Source organism: Streptomyces sp. NBC_01474 (assembly GCF_035918215.1).
Classification (GTDB): Bacteria; Actinomycetota; Actinomycetes; order Streptomycetales; family Streptomycetaceae; genus Streptomyces; species Streptomyces aureus.
In genome coordinates, this window is record NZ_CP109449.1 from 3,391,708 (window position 1) to 3,408,857 (window position 17,150).

Genomic DNA, 17,150 nt, shown 5'->3' on the forward strand with positions numbered 1-17,150 from the left:
CCCGGGCCGCTAGAGAGCGAACTGCCCGGACGTCTGCTGGATCTTGACGACCACGAACTCGGCCGGACGGACCGGCGCGATACCGACGAGCACGTTGACGATCCCGTTGGCCACGTCCTCGTCCGTCGTGGTCTCGCTGTCGCACTTGACGAAGTACGCCTCCCGCGGGGTGCTGCCCTTGAAGGCGCCCTGGCGGAAGAGCGTGTGCAGGTACGAGGAGGCGGACAGCCGGATCTGCTGCCACAGGCTCTCGTCGTTGGGCTCGAACACGACCCACTGCAACCCGCGTTGGAGGCTCTCCTCCACATGCAGCGCGAGCCGCCGCACGGGCACGTACTTCCACGCGCTGTCGAGGGCGTCGGAGCCCTCCAGCGTGCGCGCGCCCCACACCAGCGGGCCGGCCAGGGGGAAGGTGCGCAAGCAGTTCACACCGAGCGGGTTGAGCAGTCCCGTCTCGCGGTCCGTCAGTTCGACGGTCAGGGAGCGCACTCCGACGAGCTGCGCCTCCGTGCCGGCCGGCGCCTTCCAGACACCGCGCTCGGAGTCGGTGCGCGCGATGACGCCGGCGACCGCGCCGGACGGCGGGAAGGCGCGCAGCCTCCCGGTGAGCGGGTCGGTGAGCTGCAGGTGCGGGAAGTACAGGCCCGCGTGGTTGCCGCGCACGGCGTCGAAGGTGGACAGGCCCGCCCGCGCCGAGTCCACGCTCACCCAGGTGGCGGGCGCGTCGACCAGCAGGAAGATCCGCCGCTCCTCGCACAGCCGCTGAGCGGCGGACACGACGGTGAGCGCGTCCTCGGTCTTCTCGTACGACGCCAGTTCCGGCAGCGAGAGCAGGTTGACGTCGGCCACCCCGCGCAGCGCCTGGATGCCGGTCTTGTCGGCCTCGGAGCCGATGAGGTCGCGCGGCCCGGGGGCCTCGCCGTCCTCGCCGCCCTCCAGCGGGAGCACCGGCGGGTTGACCGAGGCCTCCAGGCCCAGGTCGTTGGCGCACTCGCCCAGGAAGCGGACGACGTCCTCGGGGTCGGTGGAGCCCGCGACGACCTGGAGGCGCCGGCCGAACGCGGTGACCTCGACTCCCGCGAAGGCGTGCCGGCCCGGCGCGTCGGGCAGCGCCCGCAGCTTGCGCTCGAGAAGCAGCGCCAACTCAGCCACGGAGGACGGGACTTCGCCGTCGCAGTCGGCGTCGTAGAGCTTGAACTCGCGCTCCACGTCACCGATCTTCACCGTCACGTCGACGGCCAGATCGGGCAGTTCGTGACCGAACGGCTTGGAGACGGTGCCGGACGGGTCGGGGCGTCCCTCACCCACGGCGTCGACGCGGATGAGGCGCGAACCGGCGTTGATCACGGTGGGCGCGTAGGTTCCGCTGCCGGCGTCCATGGACAGGCCGGTGAAGCTCTCGCGGGCGTCGCCCCTGGCGTCGTGGACCCGCAGGTTGAAGGTCTCGTCGGGGCACGTCGTGTCGTAGTCGACGGCGACCCGCAGACTGTTGCCCCACACGCCGGGTTCCTTGGCGTGGACCTCGAGCACATGGCTCTCGCTGCGGCCGTCGGTGGACTCCAGGACGACGCAGGCGGACTTGCCGCTGCCCGCCCTGGCGACCCGGACGATCACGGCGACGGAGCCGCCGTTGCCGAAGAACTGGTGCACCGCGTAGGCGAGCGGGCTCTGCGCGCTCAGCCCTCCGAAGCGCCGCTCGAACTCGGTGAATCCGGTGACGCGCACCGGCTCGTTCAGCGGGCCGCGCCGGGTGTGCCCCACGAACGCGGTCACCGAAGTGGTCACGGCGGAGATGGCGCGGGTGCTGCTGGGAAGTTCTTCGACGTAGACGCCCGGGTAAGTCGGCCTCACGGCACTCACGGCATTCGTCGGCATTCCCCCTCCTATCCCTTCTCGGGCACCGGGTGAAAGGCACCAAGAGGCGGCAGAGGGGGAGGTGTGGCAAAGGGCGGCGCGCGGCGGTCTCCGGACGCGTCATGCCGCGCCGGTCCGCACGCCTCGTATCAGCTTCCCCCGTCAATGCCCCGGACGGACGGCCGCCCGGGTCAAGCACGCATGCTTGTGACTCCTGATGCTCAAGTGCCCACCCACCTTGGGTAGTTGGGGGTTGCGGGAGCAAGGCATGTTTACGCCAGCCCGAAAGTCGGTTCGATGAAGAGGCGCCCGTGCGACCTGCACACGATGCGCACGTGTCGGGGCAGGAAGTTCACGAGTCCCACACAGCGGATGGTGCAGCGGAAGGGAACCCACGTCCGGACGTACCTCACAATTCTGGCGGCGACGTGGTTCCGCGCCAGTTCGCGCGGCTCTCCTGCCCTTGCGCCATACGCAGACGCGCGTAGATCGCCGTGGCCGATTCCACCGGGGTGAGACCGCGGCGCCGGCGCCCGGCCCTGCGCGCCGGCGTCGCGAGGAACCTCAAATGAACCTCTGAACGTCCCCCCTCCTGGGTTCGGTGGAGTCCGCCGGGGTCATGACACCGGCATCGCACGGCACACGGCCGGGGTGGAGGAGGGGAACCATGCAGCGGATCGAGCGTCTGGGTACGGGCATCGGCTGGCGTCCGGAGATCGCGGAGGCCGTGGAGGCGATGCCCGGCATCGACTGGGTCGAGGCCGTCGCGGAGAACGTGTGCCCCGGGCACGTCCCCGACTCCCTGCTGCGGCTGCGCGAGCGCGGCGTCACCGTCGTGCCGCACGGCGTCTCGCTCGGTCTCGGCGGCGCCGACCGGCCCGACGAGGGCAGGCTCGCCGACCTCGCGGCCCGCGCGGAGACCCTCGGTTCCCCGCTCGTCACCGAGCACATCGCGTTCGTACGGGCGGGCGGCGCGCTCACCGCGTCGCAGCCGCTGGAGGCCGGCCATCTGCTGCCCGTCCCGCGCACGAGGGACGCCCTCGACGTGCTCTGCGAGAACATCCGCATCGCCCAGGACGCACTGCCCGTCCCCCTCGCCGTGGAGAACATCGCGGCCCTGTTCTCCTGGCCCGGCGAGGAGATGACGGAAGGCCAGTTCCTCTACGAGCTTGTGGAGCGCACCGGCGTCCACCTCCTCATCGACGTGGCGAACCTGCACACGAACCACGTCAACCGCGGCGAGGACCCCGCGAAGGCTCTCGGTGAACTGCCGGTCGAGGCCATCGCGTACGTGCATGTGGCGGGCGGATTCGAGCGCGACGGCGTGTGGCACGACAGCCACGCGCACCCCGTACCGCGCCCCGTCCTCGACATCCTCGCCGACCTGGCGTCCCGGGTCTCGCCCCCCGGAGTCCTCCTGGAGCGCGACGAGAACTTCCCGGCTCCACGGGAGCTTGAGCGTGAACTCGACGAGATCAGGCGGACGTTGACGACCGCGCCCGCCGAGGGGCGCACCGTGCGGCCCTCCTCGGACACGGCCTCGCGCGGCACCGGCGCTCCGCAGGACACCGGCCCCGCCCGTCAGCGGCTCGCGCTCGCGCAGGCCGCGCTCCTGTCCGCCCTCGTCGCGGGGACGCCCGCACCGGAGGGGTTCGACCGGGTGCGGCTCAAGGTCCAGAGCCGGGCACTGTGCGCCAAGCGGGCGGACGTCGTGGCGAAGGTGGCACCCGAACTGCCGGAGATCCTCGGCCCGGCCGCGTACCGCCCGGCGTTCCTGTCGTACGCGCAGTGCCGGCCCATGACGGGCGGCTACCGCCGGGACGCCCTCGACTTCGCCGGGCATCTGCTCGACTCCGGCGGACCCGGGGACGCCGGGGCACGGCGGGAGCTGGAGCGGTGGTGGCGGGAGCGGTCGGGGCCCACCCCGCCGGCCTCGCACCCGGGGGCACGCCTGGTGCGCGCGGCGCGGTCCGCCCTCCACCGGGGCCGTCCGGCCCTCCGGTCCGCCTGAGCACCACCACCCCGTGCCCGTACCGCAGTTGACGTATTCCCGGGGTTGCCCGAGCCCACGTCCGTGAAGCGGACTAGCGTGCGGTGCCGCACCAGGAGGCACCATGCGCACCCGATTCGTCAACGGCACCGGACTCATCGTCGCCGGGCTCGTCACCACGCTCGCCGCTCTCGTGTTCCCGGTCTGGTCGTACGCCGACCGCTCCGGCACGGGTGTGGACCTGCTCGACGAGGGGACCGTGTCGACCAGATTCGGCCCCTTGTCGGCCCTGGACCGCGAGTTCGTCACGAAGGTGCGGCTCGCGGGGCTGTGGGAGCTGCCCGCGGGCCAGCAGGCCGAGGCGAGAGGGACCAGCACGGCGGTGCGGACCGCGGGTGAGCACCTCGTCGAGGGGCACACCTTCCTGGACGCGCGCGTGCGCGAGGTCGCCGCGCGGCTCGGCCTCGAACTCCCCGACCAGCCCAACGGCCAGCAGCAGCAGTGGCTGACCGAGCTGAGCGCGGCGCACGGCGACGACTACGAGCGGAAGTTCGCCAACATCCTGCGCCGGGCCCACGGGAAGGTCTTCTCACTGGTCGCCCAGGTCCGCGCGACGACACGCAACTCGCTCGTACGGGACCTGGCGGACGACGCGAACAAGACCGTCCTCGACCACATCAAGGTCCTGGAGTCCACGGGGCTGGTCGACTTCGACGCCCTCGCGCGGGACGCCGCCGGCGCGAGTACGCCACCGGAGACCCGCTCCCCCGCCCCGCCGGGCCCCGTGGCGTCCCCCACTCCCCCCACGCCCCTCTCCCCGTCCCCCTCCTTCCCGATGCCCCCGGCGGCCTCCCGGCCCAAGCCCTGACACGACAAGGGGAAGGGAGGAAAACGGAACGTCACATACGGACAACGCTCTGTCCATATGGTGAACAACCCGTGGCGCCACCCGAATCAGGTGACATAGAAAAACGCCATGTTCTGGCTTCTGTTCCTGCTCATGGCCTGCGCCGCGGCCTTTCTGTCCTGCGCGCGCCTCTGCCTCGCCGCGGCGCACGCCGCGCACAGCGAGCCGGCCGGGGGCGGGGCGCACGAGCTGACGCTGTACGAGGCCGCGTTCCTGTCGGGCGGCCCGCTCCGGGTCGCCGATCTGACCCTCGTCTCGATGGCGCGCAGCCGGCGGCTGCTGCTCGCGCACACCGGCTGGGCCACCGTGGTCGACCCGGTCGGCGGCGACGACATCGAGCGCTCGGTGATAGGCGCCATCGGGCCGGACGGGCAGTCCCGGATAGGGGCGGTGCGCCGGGCGACGGCGGCCGCGGACGCGGTACGGGCGCTGGCCGACCGGCTCGTCACGGCGGGCCTGGCCGTGCCTGACGGCGCGCGCGGCGGGGTCGCGGCCGCGGTCCGCCAGGTGCGGGCCGCCGCGCTCGCCGTCGTGGTCCTGGCCGGGGTGTCGCTCACGATGCCGGGCGGGGAACCGGGCGACGGCGTGCTGGTCGCCGCGTGGTTCGCGCTGCCCCTCGTTCTCACGCTGTCCTGTCTGGCGATCGCCCGCTTCGAGGTCCACCCCTACACACGCTGGGCCTCCCCCACCGGACAGCGGCTGATCGGCGCCCTGCCCAACGGCGTACGTGACGGGGTCGGGGAGGCCGCCCTGCTGACCGCCGTCGCCGTGCACGGCGTCCGCGCGGTGTCCGACCCGGCCCTGCGCGAGGCCTTCGGGACGGCGCAACGGGGTCATTGAGCCGACACCGGCAGGCCGGTGCTTTACTTCGTCAACTGCCGCACGAAGTATCCCCTTTGTTCGCGTCTGCTCCCGGCAGGCGGGCGACAGCCCCGAAAGGCCGCGCGAAACGGCCGTACGAGGGCCGGACGAAAGGGACCCACAAGAGCGATGAGAGCAGCCCCAGCCGTCTACGCGGCCGCCGGATCCCTGGTCCTGACCGCCCTCGTCGCCGCCCCCGGCCGCGCCGACACCCAGGCCCCGCCCGACAGGGCCGAACTGCGCGGCACGGCCGTGGCCGCCGCCCGCGCCGCGGCCGCCGGAATCACCTTCGGCACCTGCGCCGCCGCGGAGCACCTCCCGACCTACATCAAGTGCGGCACCGTCTCCGTCCCCCTCGACTACGCCCACCCCGCCGGCAAGCAGATCAGACTGACCGTCAGCCGCGTGAAGGCCACCGGCACGACGGCTCCAAAGGGCGGCAGGCCGGTCCGCAGGCAGGGCTCCCTCGTCTTCAACCCCGGCGGCCCCGGCGCGTCCGGCATGTACTTCCCGCTCGTCGGGCCGATGCCGGAGTGGAAGCGCATCGCCTCCGCGTACGACCTCGTCGGCTACGCCCCGCGCGGGGTGGGCCGCTCTGCCCCGCTGTCCTGCGAGGACCCCAAGCGGTTCGCGAAGGCCCCCACGCAGGCGCCGACCCAGCCCTCCGCCTCGTACAAGCTGGAGCGGATCGCGCAGGCCAAGGCGTATGCCCGGGGATGCGCGAAGAACGCCGGGGACGCGCTGCGGCACTACACGACGCTCAACAACGCCCGCGACCTGGACGTGCTGCGCGCCGGGCTCGGCGAGCAGAAGCTGAACTTCATGGGGTCGTCGTACGGCACCTACTTCGGGGCCGTGTACGCGACGCTCTTCCCCACGCATGTGCGCCGCATGGTCTTCGACTCGGCGGTGAACCCCGACCCGAAGCAGATCTGGTACACCAACAACCTCGTCCAGTCGGTGGCCTTCGAGCGGCGTTGGACGGACTTCCGGAAGTGGGTGGCCAAGCACGACAAGACCTACCACCTGGGCGCGACCGCCGCCGATGTGCAGCAGAGCTACGAGAAGGTCCGGGCACGGCTCGCGAGCAAACCCGCGGGCGGCACCGTCGGCCCCGGCCAGCTCCAGTCCGCGTATCTCCAGGCCGGGTACTACGACGACTACTGGGCGATGCGGGCGAGCGCGCTGTCGGAGTATCTGAAGGGCAACCCGAAGCCGCTCGCCGAGCAGGCCGCGCCGCGGGCCGCGGCGGCCGCCGGGAACGAGAACAGCACGGCCGTCTACACGGCCGTCGAGTGCAACGACTCGGCGTGGCCCACCGACTTCCGCGTCTGGGACCGCGACAACACCCAGCTGGCGCGCCGCGCCCCGTTCGAGACGTGGGACAACGCCTGGATGAACCTGCCCTGCGCGTACTGGCCCGCCCCGCGCCAGCGTCCCGTCGACGTGCGGACCGCGTCCGGCGCGCTGCCCCCGACGCTGATCCTGGCCGCCGAACGGGACGCGGCCACCCCTTACGAGGGCGCCCGTGAGCTGTGGCGCAGGCTTCCGGGGTCGGTCCTGGTCACGGAGCGCGGCGCGGGCACCCACGGCATCGCCGCCGGCCCCAACAAGTGCGTCAACAGCCACCTCGACGCGTATCTGATGAAGGGGCGGATCCCGGTGACCCGCGCCGCTGCCTGCGCCCCGCACCCCGAACCGGCGCCGCTCGCCGTGGACTGACGGCGGGCACACGCGCGAAGGGGCCGACCGGTTCGACGACCGGTCGGCCCCTTCGCGTACGGACCCGGGAACTACATGAACTACGCGAGACCCGCGACGAGTTCGGCGACGCTCTTGCGGCGGCCCGTGTAGAACGGGACCTCCTCGCGGACGTGCATGCGGGCCTCGGAGGCGCGCAGGTGACGCATCAGGTCGACGATGCGGTACAGCTCGTCGGCCTCGAAGGCGAGGAGCCACTCGTAGTCGCCCAGCGAGAACGAGGCGACGGTGTTGGCGCGGACGTCCGGGTAGCCGCGGGCCATCTTGCCGTGGTCCGCGAGCATGCGGCGGCGGTCCTCGTCGGGCAGCAGGTACCAGTCGTAGGAGCGCACGAACGGGTACACGCTCACGTAGTTGCGCGGCGTCTCGTCGGCGAGGAACGCCGGGATGTGCGAGCGGTTGAACTCGGCGGGCCGGTGCAGCGCCATGTTCGACCAGACCGGCTCGAGGGCGCGCCCCAGCTTCGTACGGCGGAAGAGGTTGTACGCCTCCTGGAGCTGGTCCGCGGTCTCCGAGTGCCACCAGATCATGACGTCGGCGTCGGCGCGCAGACCGGACACGTCGTACGTGCCGCGGACCGTCACGTCCTTCGCCGCGAGCTGGTCGAAGAGCTCCTGGACCTCGTCGGCGTAACCGGCCCGGTCCTCGGGGAGGACGTCTCGGAGCTTGAAGACGGACCACAGGGTGTAGCGGATGACCTCGTTGAGGTCCTTGGCCTTCTTGCCTGCGTTCGGGATCTTGGCGGGGGCGTCGTCACTCATAGGGCTATTCTCCCGCGCCGCCGTGCAGACTCTGCACCGGGTGCGCGGTGAGCTCCTGCACGCCGGTCAGGTCACCGTCCAGCTGGTCGACGGCGGCGTAGGCGCTCGCGATGCAGGCCGGGATGCCCACGCCGTCGTACGCCGCCCCGCACACGGCGAGTCCGGGGATCTTGGCGACGTGGCCGCGGATGCGGGCCACGCGCGCGTGGTGGCCGACGGGGTACTGGGGCAGGCCCTCGTGCCAGCGCGTGACGCGCGTGGCTACGGGCGTGGCGCTCAGGCCGGTGGCCTCCCGCAGGTCGTGGCGCGACACCTCGACGAGCCCGTCGTCGTCGCGCGCGAGGTCCTTCTCGTCCTGGTGCCGGCCCACGGAAGTGCGTACGACGACCAGGCCGGGGTCCTCGGCCGCGATCCAGCCCCATTTGTTCGAGGCGAACGTGGACGCCTTGATCGTGTGGCCGTCGACCGGCGGCACGAGGAAGCCGGAGCCCTCGGGCAGGTTCGCCTCCTCGCGCCGGAACGCGAGGGTGATCAGGGCCATCGAGGCGTACTCGACGGTGCGCAGCTCCGCGGCGGCGGCCGGCGACTCGGTGTCGAGGAGGCAGGCCGCCTTCTCCGCGGGCACGGCGAGGACGACGGCGTCGGCCTCGATGACGTGGTCGTCGACCCTGACCTCCCAGCCGTCGGAGGTGCGGCGCAGACCGTGGGCGGGGCTGTCGAGGAGGATCTCGCCGCCCCGCGCGCGCACCGACTCGGCGACGGCGAGCGGGAGCTGTCCGATGCCGCCCTCGATGCCCATGAAGACGGGGCCCGTCTGCTGGTTCCGCGCCGCGCGCTCCTGGATGGCGCGGACGGCCTCGGTCAGGGAGCGGTGGGCGCGGGCCGCCTCGAAGAGCTGGGGGACGGCGCTGCGCATCGAGATGCGGTACGCGTCGCCCGCGTAGACGCCCCCGAGCAGCGGCTCCACGAGCCGGTCGACGACCTCGCGGCCGAGGCGCTCGGCGACGTACGCGCCGACGGCGACGTCGTCGCCGAACTCGGTGGCGGGCAGGTCACGGTCCTGCTCGATGCGGGCCAGGCCCTTGTCGGAGAGGACTCCGGAGAGCGCGGCGGCCGTGCCGGGGACGCCCATCACATGGCCCTTGGGCATCGGGCGCAGCTCGCCCCTGGTCCAGAGCGAGGCCGTGGCCGTGCTCGGCGGCTGAAGCCGGTCCCCGAGCCCCACCTCGCGGGCGAGGCCGACCGCCTCGGGGCGCCGGGCGAGCATCGACTCGGCGCCGAGGTCGACCCGTACACCCGCGATCTCCCCGGCGCGCAGCTTGCCGCCGAGGCGGCCCGACGCCTCCAGAACGGTGACCTGCGCGCCGGCCACGAGCAGCCGGTGGGCCGCGGCGAGCCCCGCGATGCCACCGCCGATGACGACCGCCCTCGGGGCCTGTCCCGTTCCCGTGCCTGTGTCCGCTTCGCGCATGCCCCCACTGTCTCAGACCGGCGAGTCCCGACCGTGACCGCATCGGGACCGCCCGGCAACCACCGAAAGGGGTCGCCCGGCCGTCAAAGGAGGCGGCCGGTGCCTCTCCTTGGGCCGGCCGTCCCACTCAACCTCCGGGGGGTACGTCGATGCGGACATCAGGCACCACAGGAAAGCGGCCGGGGCGCCGCGGCATACGGGCGGCCGGAGCCGTCCTGCTCGTGGCGGCGCTGGCGCTGACGGGGTGCAGCGCCGGCGCCTCGGACAGCGGGGACGCCGGCAAGGCCGACGGCGGGGAGGCGGCCGCCGCGGACCGGGGCGCCGCGAGTCAGGCGGGCGGAGGACAGTCGGACACGAAGTCGTCCCGGCGTGAGACGCCGAAGCTGACCGGCGTCCACATCATCCGCACGGCGACGCTCACCGTGCAGGTCAAGGATGTCCCGCAGGCGCTCGACAAGGCGCGCACGGCGGCCGAGGACGCGGGCGGCATCGTGGGCAACGAGTCGACCGACCGCGACGGCAGGGGACATGAGCGTTCCCGTGTCGTCCTGCGCGTGCCGCAGGAGCGCTACGAGCAGGTCCTGGCGGACCTCGCGGGCGCGGGCCGGCTCATCGAGCGGAAGGAGAAGGCGCAGGACGTCACCGACCAGGTCGTCGACGTGGAGAGCCGCGTCAAGTCGCAGCGGGCGAGCGTGGCGCGGGTCCGCGAACTGATGGACAAGGCGACGAAGCTGAGTGATGTCGTCGCCCTGGAAGGGGAGCTGAGCACCCGCGAGTCCGATCTGGAGGCCCTGCTCGCGCAGCAGGCGTCCCTCAAGGACCGGACGAGCCTGGCGACGATCACGCTGTCGCTGACCGAGACCCCGGTGAAGCCGGCGGGGCACAAGGACGAGGACCCGGGGTTCACCGACGCGGTCGCGGGTGGCTGGGGCGCGTTCGTGACGATGCTGCGCTGGGTCGCGGTGGCCGTCGGCGCGGTGCTGCCGTTCGCCGTGGCGGGCGGCCTGCTGGTCTTCGTGTGGCTGCGTCTCGTGCGGCCGCGGCTGCCGCGCAGGGCCACCGCCGCCGCACCGCCGCTGACGACGGCGCTCGGCCCGCTGCCCGCGCATCCGCCGGCCGGGGAGCGGGAGGAGAACGAGTGACGGGGGCGCGGACGTAGTTTGGTGGGCATGAGCCCTACACGTGAGCGACTGGTCGTCATCGGCGGCGACGCGGCGGGCATGTCCGCCGCATCGCAGGCCCGCAGGATGCGCGGCCCCGACGAGCTGGAGATCGTGGCCTTCGAGCGGGGGCACTTCTCCTCGTACTCGGCGTGCGGTATCCCCTACTGGGTCGGCGGCGAGGTGGCCGGGCCCGACGAGCTGATCGCGCGCACGCCCGAGGAGCACCGGGAGCGGTCCATCGACCTGCGTATGCGCACGGAGGTGACCGAACTCGACGTCGAGGGCGGGCGGGTGAGGTCACGCGCGCTCGACACGGGCACGGAGGCCTGGACCTCGTACGACAAACTCGTGATCGCTACGGGTGCCCGGCCGGTGCGGCCGCGGATTCCCGGGATCGACGCGCCGGGCGTGCACGGCGTGCAGACCCTCGACGACGGCCAGGCGCTGCTCGACTCGCTCGCCTCGACACAGGGGCGGCGGGCCGTCGTCGTCGGCGCGGGCTACATCGGCGTCGAGATGGCGGAGGCGCTGATCCGCCGCGGATACGAGGTCACGGTCGTCAACCGCGGGCCGGAGCCGATGTCGACGCTCGACCCCGACATGGGCCGCCTGGTGCACGAGTCGATGACCGGCCTGGCCATCACCATGGTCGACGACGCCGAGGTCACCAAGATCCTCACGGGCGACGACGGGCGGGCGCGGGCGGTCGCGACGACGTCCGACGAGTATCCGGCGGACGTCGTCGTCCTCGGCATCGGTGTCCGCCCGGAGACCTCGCTGGCGCGCTCCGCGGGGCTCCCCCTGGGCGAGCACGGCGGGCTCCTCACCGATCTCGCCATGCGGGTGCGCGGCCACGAGAACATCTGGGCGGGCGGCGACTGCGTGGAGGTCCTCGACCTGGTCTCGGGACGCGAGCGCCACATCGCGCTCGGCACGCACGCCAACAAGCACGGGCAGGTCATCGGCACGAACGCGGGCGGTGGCTACGCGACGTTCCCGGGCGTCGTCGGAACGGCCGTGAGCAAGGTGTGCGACCTGGAGATCGCGCGCACGGGCCTGCGCGAGAAGGACGCGCGGCGGGCCGGTCTGCAGTACGTGTCCGCCACGATCGAGTCGACGAGCCGTGCGGGCTACTACCCGGGCGCGGCCCCGATGACGGTGAAGATGATCGCCGAGCGCCGCACGGGCCGCCTGCTCGGCGTGCAGATCGTCGGCCGCGAGGGCGCCGCGAAGCGGGTCGACATCGCGGCGGTCGCGCTGACCGCGGGCATGACGGTGGACCAGATGACGGCCCTCGACCTCGGCTACGCGCCGCCGTTCTCACCGGTGTGGGACCCGATCCTGGTGGCGGCCCGCAAGTCGAGCGCGGCGGTGCGCAGGGGCTAGGGGCTAGGGGCTAGGGGCTAGGGGCTCCGCCCCCTAACGCGTGTCCGGGCCCGAGGTGGGCGGCATCGGGGTGGACGTGCCGTTGATCTGCTCTATGGCCTGGCGCGCCTGGTCGCCGGGGGTGCGCGGCGTGGCCGCGCTCAGGACGGAAGCGGTCGTGGCCTGCGGAGGTTTGGCGTGGGCCGCGGGCAGGCGGTTGCGCAGACGGTGGCTGACGGCCTCGTCGAGCGTGACCGGGCGGTGCGTGCGGGCGGCGATGCGGCCCGCCTCCTGACCGAGCGCGGCCAGGTCCTCCCAGGTGAGGCGCAGCACGACGGCGAGCTGGGCCTCACCGTCCGGCAGGGCGGTGAGGGGAGGTACGGGGGTACCCGGCTGATGGTCGGTCATGGGCTGGTCTCCTCGCTTGGGGCGGCGGGACACTGCTCGGCATGACGTACGCGCGGCGGGCGGCTTGCGTTCAGGCGGGCGCTGTTCGTTCAGCGGGACGGGGGCGGGCACGAGCCCGCCCCCACCACCCCTAGCGGGCGGTCTGCGTGTGGACGTACTCGACGAGACGCGTCAGGGAGTCCGGGTCCGTGGTGGGCGGCACGCCGTGACCGAGGTTGAAGACGTGGCCCTCCAGGTCGGCCGCCGCGTCGAGCACCTCGCGGGCCTTGGCCTCCACCGCCTCCGGCGTGGAGAAGAGGACCGCCGGGTCGATGTTGCCCTGGAGCGCCTTGCCGGGGCCGACGCGGCGCGCGGCCTCGTCGAGCGGGACGCGCCAGTCGACGCCGACCACGTCGGCGCCGGCCTCGCCCATCAGGCCGAGGAGCTCACCGGTGCCGACGCCGAAGTGGATGCGCGGCACGCCGTACTCCTCGACGGCCTTGAACACCTTGGACGACGCGGGCATCACGGAGCGCCGGTAGTCGGCGGGGGCGAGCGCGCCGACCCACGAGTCGAAGAGCTGGACGGCGGAGGCGCCGGCCTCGATCTGCACCTTGAGGAACACGGAGGTGATCTCGGCGAGGCGGTCGAGCAGGTCGGCCCACAGCTGCGGGTCGCCGTACATGAGCGCCTTGGTGTGCTCGTGGTTCTTGGACGGACCGCCCTCCACGAGGTAGCTCGCGAGGGTGAAGGGCGCGCCGGCGAAGCCGATGAGCGGGGTGGAGCCGAGCTCGGCCGTCAGGAGGCCGATCGCCTCGGTGACGTACCAGACGTCCTCGGGCGTGAGGTCGCGCAGCCGCGCGAGGTCGGCGCGCGAGCGGATCGGCTGCTCGACGACCGGACCGACGCCCGGCTTGATGTCGAGGTCGATACCGATGGCCTTGAGCGGTACGACGATGTCGCTGAAGTAGATGGCCGCGTCGACGTGGTGGCGGCGCACGGGCTGCATCGTGATCTCGGCGACGAGCTCGGGCATCATGCAGGACTCGAGCATCGGAATGCCCTCGCGCGCCTTGAGGTACTCGGGCAGCGAGCGACCGGCCTGCCGCATGAACCACACCGGGGTGTGCGGCACCGGCTCACGCCGGCACGCCTTGAGGAAGGCGGATTCGTACGTAGCTGTCGGCTGCTGGCCCGTGGGGCGGAGGTTGGCACTCACGTCGGAAAGTCTCGCACGGGCGCGAACCCCGCCGGGCGCGGGGACATCGAGGTGGGGGTGCCGGGTGTCTCTCCCTGCGCGAAGGCCGCGTTCCCCTTAATCTTCCCCGCATGGCTGCGGCTGAGGGACGACTGTCGGACGGCGCTGAGGGAATGAGTGAATCGGAGCGGGAGGGGCGCAACACGAAGGACCCGGTGGACTCGGCTCCACCGCCGTTCCGCGCGGCGGTCGAGGCCTTGCGGGGGACGCGGCTGCGCCCGGAGATCGAGGTGGACCCGACCAAGCCGCCGCAGCGCCTCGCGCCCTACGCGTACGCACTGGAGGCCGCGGTGGTGGACGGCGACGACGACCTCGCGGACGGCCGCCTCGTCCTGCTGCACGACCCGGCGGGGCACGACGCGTGGCGCGGGACGTTCCGCCTGGTGACGCTGGTGCGGGCGGAGCTGGAGCCGGAGATGGCGGCGGACCCGCTGCTCCCCGAGGTCTGCTGGTCGTGGCTGACGGGCGCGCTCCAGGGGCGGGGTCTGTCGTACGGGGAGGCGAGCGGCACGGTGACGCGGGCGAGTTCGCACTACTTCGGCGGGCTCAGTGAGCGTGCGCCGGCGTCGCAGATCGAGATCCGCGCCTCGTGGACGCCGCGTGAGGGGCTCGGCGGGGTGCCGGACACGTCCTCTCACCTGGCGGCCTGGTGCGATCTGCTCAGCCAGATCGCGGGCCTGCCGCCGGCCGGACCCGGGGATGCGTCCGTGGTGACGCTGCCTCAGCGCCGGGGCCCGCAGAAGTCCTGACGGCGGTGCGGAAGTCCTGACCGGCGACGCGAGAGCTCTTGGCGGCGGCGCCGAAGTCCTGACGGGCGACGAGGAACAGCCATCGGCAGGCGATTTTCGGCCTTCCGCCGCCGGTGACGAGGGACAGTGGCAGCACCGATCGGGACCGGACCTCGAAGAGTTCCGGTCCCGTTGTGATTCGGTTCGATCTTCGGATGATCGATCGCGTGTCCGAATTGCACGAATTGTTACTCACTAAATCGTGATCTTTCTCTAAAGGCGGGCGGGTTTAGTGCCGAAGAGGTCTGTGACCTTGAAAGCACGGTTCGCCCCGGCTTCTTCCCCGAGCCGGTCCCGTCCCGCACCCCAGGAGGCCTGGTGTCCGTTCTCCTCGAGCAGCCCGCAAGCCTGGTCGCCTACCGCCCGAACAAGCCGACCGCCATGGTGGTCGTGGCCGACCCCCGCGTCCGTTCCACCGTCACCCGCCACCTGTGGGCGCTCGGTGTACGTGACGTCATCGAGGCCTCGTCCGTCGCGGAGGCTCGTCCCCGCATCGGCAACCCCCGCGACATCTGCGTCGCCGACGTCCACCTTCCCGACGGCTCCGGCCTGACCCTTCTGTCCGAAACCCGTGCCGCGGGCTGGCCCAACGGGCTCGCCCTCTCCGCAGCCGACGACATCGGCGCCGTACGCAATGCCCTCGCGGGCGGTGTCAAGGGCTACGTCGTCACCGGCACCCGTACCAACGTCGGGCTGCCCTCCCGCCCCGGCGCCGCCCCCATCGGGTCCGCCGCGGCCCGTATGCACCGCCGCCCCCCGGGTGCTCCGAGCCACCCGGGCGGCTACCGCGAACTGTCAGGCCGTGAGGTCGAGGTGCTCCGGCTCGTCGCCGAGGGCCAGTCGAACAAGGCCATCGGAGTCTCGATGGGCCTGTCCGCGCTGACCGTCAAGAGCCACCTCGCCCGCATCGCGCGCAAGCTCGGCACGGGAGACCGCGCCGGAATGGTCGCCGTTGCCCTGCGCACCGGCATCATCCACTGACCCTGACTGGTTTATGTACCTTCAGCGCCCGTCGACGGAACGTTCCGTCGACGGGCGCTGTACATACACCGAGACATTGATCTGCCACAGCGTGGGCCTGAACTGTGGAGATGTCATCCAACCCGCCGCTCAGGGCACATCACCGAGGGCAACCTCGACGCCCGCCCAGGCGGTGTCCACGCCGTCCGGCCAGAGGCGGGTGCAGGTGTCGAGCGTGACGCTCGGCTGCGAGTGCCCCAGACGCTTCTGGACGGTCTTCACGACTCACGGTACTTGAATACCAGACTCGCGTAGACGTGACGGAGGCCGTGGAGCGTCGTCCCGGGAGGCACCCGATCATCAACCCCGGCTGCTTCCAGAACCACGTTCGCAGGACACCCTGGCCGCCGTAGCCGGACGGTGCCGTGAACCAGTCGCAGACTTCCGCCGCCGAAGCCTGCGGAGGCGCCGGCTTTACCCCCGAGGACCCGGCACCGGGTCGCCTCGCACAGGAACTCACCACCCCCACTCCGGCAGCGGATCAGCCGTCGGTGACCTTGGCCGAGGTCGACTCTGCGCCTGACACCGATACGTCTCGGTCGGACGTCTCGACGCGACCTGCCGCTGCCCTCGTCCACGGCCGCGCAGTCAGAGAAGGAGATCTCCGCCTCGCAGCAGGGTCTCCGCGCCCACAACATCCTGCCGGGACATGAACTTCACTCCCTGATCAGCCACTTCACCGAAGTAGCTTGCCTCTGAGGACCTTTCGATCCCTGGGAAACGGCGATCCGCACTGTGCGGGGAACACCGTCCCTTTCCTGTTGCACCTGGGGCAGTTGGGGTTTCGCCCGTCGCCACCTGTAACTAGGCTGATTCCCACGGGGTGTGCTGTACGGGGAGGTCACCGTGGCGGTGGACAGCGCCGATCGGTTCGTCACAGACGAGTGGGGCGGGGCTACGGCTGCTGCCGGAGCGGTGGCGGGCCCGGGAATCGACGTCGTCGTACTGCCCGGCGCGACAGTTGTCGTCTTGCGTGGCCGCAGCCGGAACCCAGCACCCTCATACGCCTGACGCAACCCATGTAGCCAATTACGTACGCGAACCAGCACTTAGGGTCCAACGCGCACGGGGGAGAGCAGCGAGCAATGGAACCCGCAGGACACGAGTCGATACAGATGCGACTCAACCAAATACCAACCGACCCTAGTGGCTCGGCCAATCCTCCTGGTCTTTCTGGCGGCCAGAAAGACCTGGCGTCATCACCGGCCGAGAAGAAGGCCGCAGCGAAGGCCATTCAGGAACATATCGAGCCCGAAACCAAGCAGGCGGGCGCCTGGGCGGATGAGGAGACGGGCGGTTCAGTGAAGGCGTTCGGGCCCAAGGACGGGCACGGGTGGCTCACTTCGGGCGCCGTGAGCAAAGCGCACAAGACGTGGGGCGAACAGGCCAAGAACCTCATGAACCGTCTGTCCTCGGAGAAGGGGGCACTGCAAAGCAGCAACACGTTTCTGACCGGGACGGACTTCGGAGTGCTCGCCGGGGTGCGCAAAGTGTCGGTGCTCGACACATACTCACCGCCACCGCATCCCTGACAGACAGCCCGCTCGTACGCCTTCGCACTCAA

15 protein-coding genes are annotated in these 17,150 nt (G+C 71.8%); 9 read left to right on the plus strand and 6 right to left on the minus strand.

Going from position 1 to position 17,150, the window contains the following annotated elements:
- Positions 1 to 9: 9 nt before the first annotated feature.
- Positions 10 to 1,875 carry a phage tail sheath subtilisin-like domain-containing protein gene (locus tag OG758_RS15775; RefSeq protein WP_326710595.1) on the minus strand — a complete coding sequence of 622 codons (1,866 nt, stop codon included), beginning with the start codon at positions 1,873 to 1,875 and terminating at the stop codon, positions 10 to 12.
- A gap of 646 nt (positions 1,876 to 2,521) precedes the next feature.
- On the opposite strand from OG758_RS15775, the gene OG758_RS15780 reads away from it, so the two are divergent.
- The 4 genes from OG758_RS15780 to OG758_RS15795 all read left to right on the plus strand — a co-directional run bounded on the left by OG758_RS15780 (position 2,522) and on the right by OG758_RS15795 (position 7,334).
- Positions 2,522 to 3,865: a DUF692 domain-containing protein gene (locus tag OG758_RS15780; protein ID WP_326710596.1), complete on the plus strand. Its 1,344-nt coding sequence runs from the start codon at positions 2,522 to 2,524 to the stop codon at positions 3,863 to 3,865.
- A gap of 103 nt (positions 3,866 to 3,968) precedes the next feature.
- The gene (locus tag OG758_RS15785) at positions 3,969 to 4,712 is read left to right on the plus strand and encodes a DUF4142 domain-containing protein (RefSeq protein WP_326710597.1); all 744 of its coding nucleotides are present in this window, start codon (positions 3,969 to 3,971) and stop codon (positions 4,710 to 4,712) included.
- A 108-nt stretch (positions 4,713 to 4,820) separates the two neighbouring features.
- Positions 4,821 to 5,591, plus strand: coding sequence for a TIGR04222 domain-containing membrane protein (locus OG758_RS15790; RefSeq protein WP_326710598.1), 771 nt, complete (start codon positions 4,821 to 4,823; stop codon positions 5,589 to 5,591).
- A gap of 150 nt (positions 5,592 to 5,741) precedes the next feature.
- Positions 5,742 to 7,334, plus strand: a complete 1,593-nt coding sequence (locus tag OG758_RS15795; protein ID WP_326710599.1) for an alpha/beta hydrolase — start codon at positions 5,742 to 5,744, stop codon at positions 7,332 to 7,334.
- A gap of 80 nt (positions 7,335 to 7,414) precedes the next feature.
- Here the strand turns inward: OG758_RS15795 and hemQ are convergent, their stop codons facing one another.
- Positions 7,415 to 8,134 (minus strand): hydrogen peroxide-dependent heme synthase, encoded by a 720-nt coding sequence (gene hemQ, locus OG758_RS15800; protein WP_326710600.1) that lies wholly within the window; start codon positions 8,132 to 8,134, stop codon positions 7,415 to 7,417.
- Positions 8,135 to 8,138: 4 nt separating this feature from the next.
- Positions 8,139 to 9,605, minus strand: a complete 1,467-nt coding sequence (gene hemG / locus OG758_RS15805) for a protoporphyrinogen oxidase (RefSeq protein ID WP_326710601.1) — start codon at positions 9,603 to 9,605, stop codon at positions 8,139 to 8,141.
- A 149-nt stretch (positions 9,606 to 9,754) separates the two neighbouring features.
- Here hemG and OG758_RS15810 point away from each other — a divergent pair, with 149 nt between their 5' ends.
- Positions 9,755 to 10,747, plus strand: coding sequence for a DUF4349 domain-containing protein (locus OG758_RS15810; RefSeq protein ID WP_326710602.1), 993 nt, complete (start codon positions 9,755 to 9,757; stop codon positions 10,745 to 10,747).
- Positions 10,748 to 10,774: 27 nt separating this feature from the next.
- Positions 10,775 to 12,154, plus strand: a complete 1,380-nt coding sequence (locus OG758_RS15815; protein WP_326710603.1) for an FAD-dependent oxidoreductase — start codon at positions 10,775 to 10,777, stop codon at positions 12,152 to 12,154.
- Positions 12,155 to 12,187: 33 nt separating this feature from the next.
- On the opposite strand, the gene OG758_RS15820 is transcribed toward OG758_RS15815, so the two are convergent.
- Together OG758_RS15820 and hemE are read right to left on the minus strand one after the other, a co-directional pair.
- Positions 12,188 to 12,541, minus strand: coding sequence for a hypothetical protein (locus OG758_RS15820; protein ID WP_326710604.1), 354 nt, complete (start codon positions 12,539 to 12,541; stop codon positions 12,188 to 12,190).
- 130 nt (positions 12,542 to 12,671) lie between these two features.
- Positions 12,672 to 13,739, minus strand: a complete 1,068-nt coding sequence (gene hemE / locus OG758_RS15825) for a uroporphyrinogen decarboxylase (RefSeq protein WP_326710605.1) — start codon at positions 13,737 to 13,739, stop codon at positions 12,672 to 12,674.
- Positions 13,740 to 13,891: 152 nt separating this feature from the next.
- Between hemE and OG758_RS15830 the strand changes: the two genes are divergently transcribed.
- Both OG758_RS15830 and OG758_RS15835 read left to right on the plus strand, forming a co-directional pair.
- Positions 13,892 to 14,527, plus strand: a complete 636-nt coding sequence (locus OG758_RS15830; protein WP_382059648.1) for a DUF3000 domain-containing protein — start codon at positions 13,892 to 13,894, stop codon at positions 14,525 to 14,527.
- Between the two features lie 357 nt (positions 14,528 to 14,884).
- Complete coding sequence (locus OG758_RS15835) at positions 14,885 to 15,547, plus strand: response regulator transcription factor (protein WP_100591261.1); 663 nt, start codon at positions 14,885 to 14,887, stop codon at positions 15,545 to 15,547.
- Between the two features lie 129 nt (positions 15,548 to 15,676).
- Here the strand turns inward: OG758_RS15835 and OG758_RS15840 are convergent, their stop codons facing one another.
- Positions 15,677 to 15,808, minus strand: coding sequence for an integrase (locus OG758_RS15840; RefSeq protein WP_326710607.1), 132 nt, complete (start codon positions 15,806 to 15,808; stop codon positions 15,677 to 15,679).
- A gap of 863 nt (positions 15,809 to 16,671) precedes the next feature.
- Here OG758_RS15840 and OG758_RS15845 point away from each other — a divergent pair.
- On the plus strand, positions 16,672 to 17,118 hold the full coding sequence (locus OG758_RS15845; protein WP_326710608.1) for a hypothetical protein: 447 nt from the start codon (positions 16,672 to 16,674) through the stop codon (positions 17,116 to 17,118).
- The last annotated feature ends 32 nt before the right edge of the window (positions 17,119 to 17,150 follow it).

Excerpts from the sequence above, each read along its gene's own strand:
- OG758_RS15775 (WP_326710595.1), bottom strand. The coding sequence starts at position 1,875 with ATGCCGACGAATGCCGTGAGTGCCGTGAGGCCGACTTACCCGGGCGTC.
- OG758_RS15780 (WP_326710596.1), top strand. The coding sequence starts at position 2,522 with ATGCAGCGGATCGAGCGTCTGGGTACGGGCATCGGCTGGCGTCCGGAG.
- OG758_RS15785 (WP_326710597.1), top strand. The coding sequence starts at position 3,969 with ATGCGCACCCGATTCGTCAACGGCACCGGACTCATCGTCGCCGGGCTC.
- OG758_RS15790 (WP_326710598.1), top strand. The coding sequence starts at position 4,821 with ATGTTCTGGCTTCTGTTCCTGCTCATGGCCTGCGCCGCGGCCTTTCTG.
- OG758_RS15795 (WP_326710599.1), top strand. The coding sequence starts at position 5,742 with ATGAGAGCAGCCCCAGCCGTCTACGCGGCCGCCGGATCCCTGGTCCTG.
- hemQ (WP_326710600.1), bottom strand. The coding sequence starts at position 8,134 with ATGAGTGACGACGCCCCCGCCAAGATCCCGAACGCAGGCAAGAAGGCC.
- hemG (WP_326710601.1), bottom strand. The coding sequence starts at position 9,605 with ATGCGCGAAGCGGACACAGGCACGGGAACGGGACAGGCCCCGAGGGCG.
- OG758_RS15810 (WP_326710602.1), top strand. The coding sequence starts at position 9,755 with ATGCGGACATCAGGCACCACAGGAAAGCGGCCGGGGCGCCGCGGCATA.
- OG758_RS15815 (WP_326710603.1), top strand. The coding sequence starts at position 10,775 with ATGAGCCCTACACGTGAGCGACTGGTCGTCATCGGCGGCGACGCGGCG.
- OG758_RS15820 (WP_326710604.1), bottom strand. The coding sequence starts at position 12,541 with ATGACCGACCATCAGCCGGGTACCCCCGTACCTCCCCTCACCGCCCTG.
- OG758_RS15830 (WP_382059648.1), top strand. The coding sequence starts at position 13,892 with ATGAGTGAATCGGAGCGGGAGGGGCGCAACACGAAGGACCCGGTGGAC.
- OG758_RS15845 (WP_326710608.1), top strand. The coding sequence starts at position 16,672 with ATGGAACCCGCAGGACACGAGTCGATACAGATGCGACTCAACCAAATA.